A 7,955-nucleotide genomic window follows, 5' to 3' on the forward strand; every position below is an offset into this window, starting at 1 on the left:
TTTATTCCGATCTTCTTACTTTAAACACATTGTATGCTATTAAATCTTTTCCTGTGCTGTCCTTCAAAATATTTCCTTGAGTATTTGTTAATTCTACATATGCCCTATAAGCGCCTTCTGTATTAACAATAATGTTTGCATTATTCCAGAAGGAATCCAAAGCCAGATTGTCCAGCATTGGGATTATCTGCTTTGATTTATTCAATATTATTTGCTTGTCAGTCCAGTTTCCTGCTGGATCTGCTTGCTGTAGTTTCATTGTCACGTAAACATTTGTGTCTTTTTCGTTTTCGCTTAAAATCTTTGATTCTGCTTTTGCCGGAACCTGGAAGGTGTATTGCAGGGAGTTCCCTGAATCATCTTTGGCTAGAATTTTTATTGAATACATTTTAGTGCTTGCAACTTCTATTGGAATATTCACTGAATTGACTGTTTTGTCTGCATTTAATTGCACTACAAGGTTCTTCCATCCGCTTCCAGTATTATAAGAAACATCAACTGAATTGATTATTCCTCCAATTGGGTCCAACTCAAAGTACAAGGTATTTACTTTTCCTTCATTCAAATAGATGGTGTCAGTCAGCTTGTTGTTTGATTTAAGCTCAAAGTACTTGAAAGAAGGCGGGTCTTTATCATTTAAAGTAGTGTCAAATTCTGCTGCAACATTTGAAGTAAATAAGTTTCCGTCAATCAAATAATTCCTGTCAATAGAAAAAGTATATTTTTCCCGGCCTCTAGGCAAATTAATATAAGTCTCGAAACTTAAATAGCAATCATACCATTGCCCAACATAAATATTCCCATCTGATACTAATTCATTGTTTTGATATAATTTGAAAGGCAGATTTTTACTGTGCTCAAGATCAAGCGATTGAGTGAAATATAACGCCCCGCAAAAATTTTTGTAGTTTTTTAATACCATATCATAATCTGAATACTCATTAATAAATTGTCCATACCATACGATTGGCTCTAAGCCAATGTTGATTTTATTGTTGTACAATGCAGGCCAACTTCCATAATCAATATATTGGCGGAATAATCTCTCAATACTGTTTGATTTTATTATGTAATTTAAATAATCATATTTTGGGAGCACAAATTCATTGGTATCATATAAAGAAAATATATTCGAAAAATATGTTTCATTTTCAGGGAACGGTTTGTAATGAACTAGAGATTTGAATGGTTTAGTGATTCCTTGCCGAGACTCATAACTCACGCATATTCGGCCTGCATATCCCATAAAACAATTTGAATACTTGGGAAAACTCTTATTTGCTGTATTATTAGAGTGGTATTCGATAATAACATCCCTGAAGTCCGCTGGATTGTTTTCAAATAATGAGTTTCCATTTAATCCGTGCTTTATAAAATTTATGTAATATCCTTCAACTTTGTTAGATTCATTATAAGTCGGGTATGCAAATGGTTGAATATCATGGGCTTGATAAGCAAAAATATAATTGTCACTTACATTTGAAAAGAAATAATTATGATAAGAAGAAAAAAGGCCCCCGTTACCCAAAGTATAAAATAAAAGAACACTTTTCATGCTAAAATAAAATATCTCTCCTTCTGGATAATATTTTTTTCCGCTTAGGTCTTTTAAATTAACTGAAATTTTATTTACTGCATCTGCTTTGTTTATGAGTATTAATCTTGCCCCGTCAATAAAAACATTTTCTTTTACTACAAAATATTTATCTGCCTGGCTCCAATCATCCCATACTACTATTACGTCATATTTTGGCTTATCTAATAAAAATCTTGTGGGGCCGCCTTCTTTTGCTACTCCAATCAATAAAGAATCTCCGTCTGTTACAAAAATCCTGCTCGGAGTTTCAACATAATTTACATCTAACACAAAATATTTTATTATTTTGAACGTAATTTCTTTTGTTTGCAGTGGGTTTCTTAAAATTATTTTTCCAGTATAAACCCTATTTGGTACTGCCTGATTATTTACTTTAATATTAAATGTAAAAAAGCTGCTTCCGCTGGGAGAAATATGAATAGTGTCATTAGATAATAATACTTCAATACCACTTTGAGGGCCAGAAGCTGAAATGTTAAAGTCTTGGCCGACGTCAGTTCTCAAATTTTTTACTTCAATTATTTGTGATTGTTCATATTGCAAAAGATTAGGATTGTCTGATAATTCAATCTCTGCTTGCGTTGCTATTCTATCTTTTACCATTATATTAAATGGAACTCTTAGGTTTTGTATTCCAGAAGTAGCATTTATTTTTCCTTTTGCAATAAAGTTACTTGGAACCTTATCATTGTCTATTTTTATTGTTGCTTGAAATTTACTGCTTGAATTGGCGGGCACCACTACTTTTTTCAGGTTAAAAGACACTTCAATTCCGTCTTGAGTTGTTTCTGCGGAGAGATCAAAAGTAATAGAATTATTTGTAAGATTTTTTATTGTTAATTCTTGTGTTTTAACCCAATACTTTTCAGTTGGAACATCATCATAATTTAACATAAAAGGAGTCATTTGGGCACTCAATGTCATTTGCGCTGAAGCAAAAACATTAACAAGCCCTGCCCCTTGAGTGTACTGATCAAATCCTAAATCTACTGCATTGGCTTTTAATACATCTTTTACTTCTTGAGAACTCCATTCTGGGTGAAGTTGTCTCAACAAAGCTACTGCCCCTGCAACGTGTGGTGACGCCATGCTGGTTCCACTTAACAAAACATGTTTGTCATCCAAACACGATGAATAATTAGGATTAAAGTTCCATGGCTTAAAATCTGGTTGCCTTGCAGCACAAATTAAAACTCCTGGGGCAACAACATCAGGCTTTACTATCAGATTTCCGTTTAAATCATAAACAGGACCTCTTGAACTAAAAAAAGCAATATTTGAGTCGCAATAACTTCCAACCTGTGATGGCTTGCAGCTTGCACCGACAGTTATTGCAGTTCTTGCAGTTCCAGGCGAGCCAATTGTTTGAGAACCAGGACCAGAATTTCCTGCTGCAATAACAGAAACAACACCAGCACTATTTGCATTATCTACTGCCTGAGAAATAGGATCATCAGGGTCTCCTGGGCCCCCCAAACTCATGTTAATGACATCAAGATGATCAGAAAAGTCTCCGTCATTATTTGGATCTACTGCTCTATTAATTCCAGCTATTATATTATCAAATGAACCAAATCCAGCTAAATTTAATACCTTATAGGCGTACAAGGTTGCTTCTGGTGCAACCCCCACTGTTGTTCCATTTCCTGCAGCTATCCCTGCAACGTGAGTTCCATGGCCGTGATCGTCCATTGGGTCAGCATCATTGTTAACGAAATCATATCCTCCTTCAACCTTACACCCTGGGCCAAAGCAGCCGCCCAAGTCCGGGTGAGTATAATCAACTCCTGTATCAATTATTGCAATCTTTATTCCTTTTCCAGTAACAGAATTATTGTTTGCATCTACCAACTGCCACACTTCTGGGGCGTGAATTAACTGGACACTATCATATAAGATTGCTTTCACTTGATTGTTTGGATAAACCTTTGAAATGAAATCCAAATTTTTAATTTTATCAAGTTCAGCCTGCGAAACATTCAATGCCATTCCATTGAATACTTTAGTGTATTCACCTAAAAGCTTGCCATCAAAATCAGCTATTTCCTTTTTTACTCCTTCCTTATACTCAACATGCTTTTGATTCAGAAAATTATTGTAAGCAATCAGCCCTGCAGGCAAAACCTTTTTTTTAGCATTCTCCTGCTCTCTTTTATATTCTAAAACAGCACTCTCCTTGAATTGAACAATAAATCCTTTTGATTTAAGCAGGTCAATCTCTTTTCCTGTTGAGTCATAGACTTTAGGGTTTTCTGCAGGGGAAACAATGGTGTAAGGCGGGCTTCCCCCGATAATTTCATAGTTTTTGGCTTCATTGTCTTTTGAGATTGTTTGGAATACAAATTTTGAAGAAGTATTTTGTGCGCCGGCTAAACCTATTTCTGAGGCAAGAGGGTCTGTTAGTTTCACTTGCTCTCCCACTGTATAAAAGGGTTTTTCTGTTTTTACTTTAACCTCAAGCTTCCCACAATCCTGCGGGCAGTTTTCTATTGTGTCCTGGAAATTGCATGAACCGTCACCGCAACCGCATAAATACTTTGTTCCGGCCATCTGCGCTACAGCCATTTTCTTGCAGGCATTACCAATACAATCACACAAATTTGTATAGGTAGGGGGAGGGCAGTTATTGCAGGGAATACAGCTTGCTTCAGCGCAGAAGGAATATTTCATGCAGTCATTCATTGTCTTGCAGTAATATGGCGTTGGAACTTTAGCCAAGGCCTTCCCGCTGGAATCTGAGTTTGGTTGAGTGCAACCGATAAAAAACAGCAAAAACATAATTAAAGAAAAGGAAACAATTAGAATGATTCTTTTGTCTGCGGTTTTCCTCATTCAAAGTAATTAAAGCATCAACCCCTATAAAAGCTTTTCTTAATTCAATTTAATTTATGCCAAAAACAAAAGAGAAAAAAGAAAAGCCAATTCTCCCGAACACTCGAATTATTGATTTGGCTTTATATTTTGAGGAAGAAAGAATTCTTGTGATTGCAGACCTGCATTTGGGTTATGAGGAGGCATTGAACAAGCAGGGCGTCCTGGTTCCAAGATTTAATTTCAACGAGACAAAGCAAAGGCTGAAGAAGATTTTTGAGAAAACCGGCAAAGTGCAAAAAGTAATTATTTTAGGGGACTTAAAGCATGAATTCGGCAGGATTTCAGAGCAGGAATGGAATGAAGTAATCCTTACCATAGAATTAATAGCAAAAAACTGCAACGAAATAATTTTGCTGAGAGGAAACCATGACACAATCCTTGGGCCTATTGCTTCCTGGAAGAATTTGAGCGTGAGAGAATTCTATTACCTTCCTGAAAAAAATTTGCTGTTCATTCACGGCAATGAAATGAAGTTCTTCAAGGAATTCAATGAAAGCGAAATTCTGGTCATAGGACACGAGCACCCTTCAGTCACCTTAACAGAGGGCGTGAAGCAGGAGAAATTCAAGTGCTTCCTTAAAGGCAGATGGTCAGGCAAAGTGCTTGTAGTGCTTCCATCATTCAATTCTTTTTCTGAGGGAACAGACGTAACCAAAGAAAAACTTCTCTCGCCATTCCTCCAGCAAGGCCTAGAGGAATTCGAGGCCTGGGCAATAGAAGACAAACCATACTATTTTGGGAAATTGAAGGAATTATAATTAGGTTAAAACTATGTTATTTTTTTGCAATTAAAATTGCTATGTGATGCTTATGTGGTTTTCCGTGTCTATCTTTTTTAATATAGTTTTCATATTTTATGATTTGCCAGTCTTTGTAAATTTCCTTTAATTCTGTTTCTTTAAAAAAATATAATCCGGGATATTTTTTCCATTCTGTATTTTTCGTTGTAAAAACACTTACTAAATTTAATCCTCCTTTGTTGGTGTGCTTCTTCATTTTTTTAATTAATTTTAAAGGGTTTGAGATTAGATCTAATACTGCAATACAAATGATAACATCATAATTTCTATTAAATTTAAAATTGGCAATGTCACCTACTATCCCTTTTACATGTAAGTTTCTTTTTTTGGCAAACATTAAAAATTTTTTTACAGCTGCCTTAGAAATATCAATGCCTGTAACACTGAATCCTTTTTTCGCAAGAAATAAAGCATTTCTACCTTCACCAACCCCAAAGTCAAGAACATCTCCAGATTTTACTATTTTTGGAATTTCTGCTAAATATTTATTAGGTGTTAGGCCCCAGAGTAACTTTTCTTTTCTGTATTTTTGTAATATTTCATTTTGAGATAAATAAGTCATTTATGACACTTCTTTATGTATTAATTTGGGGCCGCCGAGATTTGAACTCGGGTTTCTGGCTTTCTCGCGGACAACAAACAAGCCCTTTTTCTTTTGGGATAACGTAACAATTTCAAGCAAAGCTTGAAAAGTCCGTCCCGAAGCCAGGGTCCTGCCAAGCTAGACTACAGCCCCAAAACCGTTCCGTCAGTTTACGCTGGGGTACTACCTGCGCTTCGCTTGGTAGTACTTTGCAATCAAACAAAAGAATTAAAAATGAAAGCGAATTTAATATTATTCTATTTGTTTGTGTGCGGGAAAGATTATGGCAGAAAAGGAATTATTCAAGGCCGGAAGCAAGAGTGTGGACTCGGAATTCTTTTCTCCGCTCACAAAAGAATACAAGGCAGGAAAAACAAAATACATTGTAATCACAGGCTCTGTCATAAGCGGAATAGGAAAGGGAACATTAAGCAGCTCGCTGGCTAAACTGCTGAAGGACAGGGGCTTAAAGGTTGCTCCAATCAAGGCTGAAGCCTACTGGAATGTTGATGCAGGCACCTTGAATCCTTTCAGGCACGGTGAAGTGTTTGTGCTGGATGACGGAACAGAAACAGACTTGGATTTGGGGACTTACGAAAGGTTTATTGACGAAAACTTAAGCAAAGACAATTTCATTACTTCTGGGAGGATTTACTCTGAAATAATCGCAAAGGAGAGGAGAGGGGAATATTTAGGAAGGGACGTGCAGTTCATTCCTCATGTGACTGGAGAAATAAAGAAGTATTTCAGGGACCTGGCAGTGAAAAGCAGGGCGGACGCAGTATTAATAGAAATTGGCGGTACAGTGGGAGACTATGAGAACTTGTATTTGCTTGAGGCTGTAAGGCAGTTGATTTACGAGGAAGGCAAAGAGAATGTCTGCGTAATAAACATGACTTATATTTTTGCTCCGAAGAGCTTGGGGGAGCAGAAGAGCAAGGCAGCCCAATTGGGCATAAAGAAATTGGTTGAAATTGGAATTCTGCCTGACATCATAATCTGCAGGGGAGAAAACCCGATAAGGCAGAATATAAGGGAGAAGATTTCCTTGTTTGCAAATGTCCCAATGTATAGAGTAATAGGACTGCATGACATGAGCGATTTCTATAGCATTCCATTAAAATTAAGGGAGGTTGGATTGGATAAAGAGATTTTTGAGGTGCTGAAAATCCCTAAAAGGAAATTGAAGGGCAATGGAAGCACATTAAAGAAATGGACTGAAAAGATGACTTTAATCAAGCCAAAAAAAACAATTACAATTGGAATTGCAGGCAAGTACACAGGCCTGAGGGATTCTTACATCAGCATCCTGAAGGCTTTAGAGCACTGCGAGGCAGAATTAAGGGTTAAAATAAACATTAAATGGATTGAGACAACAGAAATTGATACTGGAAAGAAGAGCGCAAGACAGGAACTGAATGGAGTGCACGGACTGATTGTGCCAGGAGGCTTTGGAGCAAGAGGAATTGAAGGAAAGATTGAGTGCGTGAAATACTGCAGGGAGCACAACATTCCTTTTTTGGGGTTGTGCTTGGGTTTCCAGATGGCTTTAATTGAGTTCGCAAGAAATGTCTTAGGCCTAAAGAAAGCCAATTCAACTGAATTCAACCAGTCATGCTCTCCTGTAATTGACTTGCTGCCGGAACAAAAGAAATTAGGGGCAATGGGAGCAACAATGCGCTTGGGCGGCCATGACGTGGAAGTAAAACAAGGCACTAATGCATTCAAATTGTACGGAAAGAAAGTAATAAGGGAAAGGTTCAGGCACAGGTACGAGTGCAACCCTGAATTCATTGAAAGATTCGAAGAAAAAGGAATAGTCTTCTCAGGCAAGGCCCCTAAAAAGAACATAATGCAGATACTTGAACTGCCAAAGCATAAATTCTTTCTTGCAACCCAATTCCACCCTGAATTCACTTCCAGGCCTCTAAGGCCTAATCCCTGCTTTTATGGCTTCGTGAAGGCCTGCATTCAGGCTTTGGGACATAATTTTAGTGTGTTTTTAGGTTAGGATAACGATGTAGGCTCTTTTTCCAATATATTTTTTGGGAACGTCTGCTTTTGCTGATGTTCCGAATGGCGTTATGGTTCTTTCTAGTAT

At 37.1% G+C, this 7,955-nt stretch carries 5 protein-coding genes and 1 tRNA gene; 2 read left to right on the forward strand and 4 right to left on the reverse strand.

What is annotated here, in order from left to right; genetic code table 11:
* Position 1 precedes the first annotated feature (1 nt).
* Complete coding sequence (locus AB1467_03420; protein MEW6295322.1) at positions 2–4,429, reverse strand: S8 family serine peptidase; 4,428 nt, start codon at positions 4,427–4,429, stop codon at positions 2–4.
* A gap of 56 nt (positions 4,430–4,485) precedes the next feature.
* Between AB1467_03420 and AB1467_03425 the strand changes: the two genes are divergently transcribed.
* Positions 4,486–5,229, forward strand: coding sequence for a metallophosphoesterase (locus AB1467_03425; protein ID MEW6295323.1), 744 nt, complete (start codon positions 4,486–4,488; stop codon positions 5,227–5,229).
* Positions 5,230–5,245: 16 nt separating this feature from the next.
* On the opposite strand, the gene AB1467_03430 is transcribed toward AB1467_03425, so the two are convergent.
* Both AB1467_03430 and AB1467_03435 read right to left on the reverse strand, forming a co-directional pair.
* Positions 5,246–5,833 (reverse strand): methyltransferase domain-containing protein, encoded by a 588-nt coding sequence (locus AB1467_03430; GenBank protein MEW6295324.1) that lies wholly within the window; start codon positions 5,831–5,833, stop codon positions 5,246–5,248.
* A gap of 26 nt (positions 5,834–5,859) precedes the next feature.
* Positions 5,860–6,007: transfer RNA gene (locus AB1467_03435), tRNA-Pro, on the reverse strand.
* Between the two features lie 130 nt (positions 6,008–6,137).
* Between AB1467_03435 and pyrG the strand changes: the two genes are divergently transcribed.
* Positions 6,138–7,865: a glutamine hydrolyzing CTP synthase gene (gene pyrG / locus AB1467_03440; GenBank protein MEW6295325.1), complete on the forward strand. Its 1,728-nt coding sequence runs from the start codon at positions 6,138–6,140 to the stop codon at positions 7,863–7,865.
* Here the strand turns inward: pyrG and AB1467_03445 are convergent.
* Positions 7,857–7,955 carry a DUF2080 family transposase-associated protein gene (locus AB1467_03445; protein ID MEW6295326.1) on the reverse strand — a complete coding sequence of 33 codons (99 nt, stop codon included), beginning with the start codon at positions 7,953–7,955 and terminating at the stop codon, positions 7,857–7,859. The two genes, pyrG and AB1467_03445, sit on opposite strands and share 9 nt — an antisense overlap.

Source organism: Candidatus Diapherotrites archaeon (genome assembly GCA_040755695.1).
Taxonomy (GTDB): domain Archaea; phylum Iainarchaeota; class Iainarchaeia; order Iainarchaeales; family 1-14-0-10-31-34; genus JBFMAK01.

Bases quoted from the DNA above. Each gene is read 5' to 3' on its own strand.
- AB1467_03420 (MEW6295322.1), bottom strand. From the start codon at position 4,429: ATGAGGAAAACCGCAGACAAAAGAATCATTCTAATTGTTTCCTTTTCT.
- AB1467_03425 (MEW6295323.1), top strand. From the start codon at position 4,486: ATGCCAAAAACAAAAGAGAAAAAAGAAAAGCCAATTCTCCCGAACACT.
- AB1467_03430 (MEW6295324.1), bottom strand. From the start codon at position 5,833: ATGACTTATTTATCTCAAAATGAAATATTACAAAAATACAGAAAAGAA.
- pyrG (MEW6295325.1), top strand. From the start codon at position 6,138: ATGGCAGAAAAGGAATTATTCAAGGCCGGAAGCAAGAGTGTGGACTCG.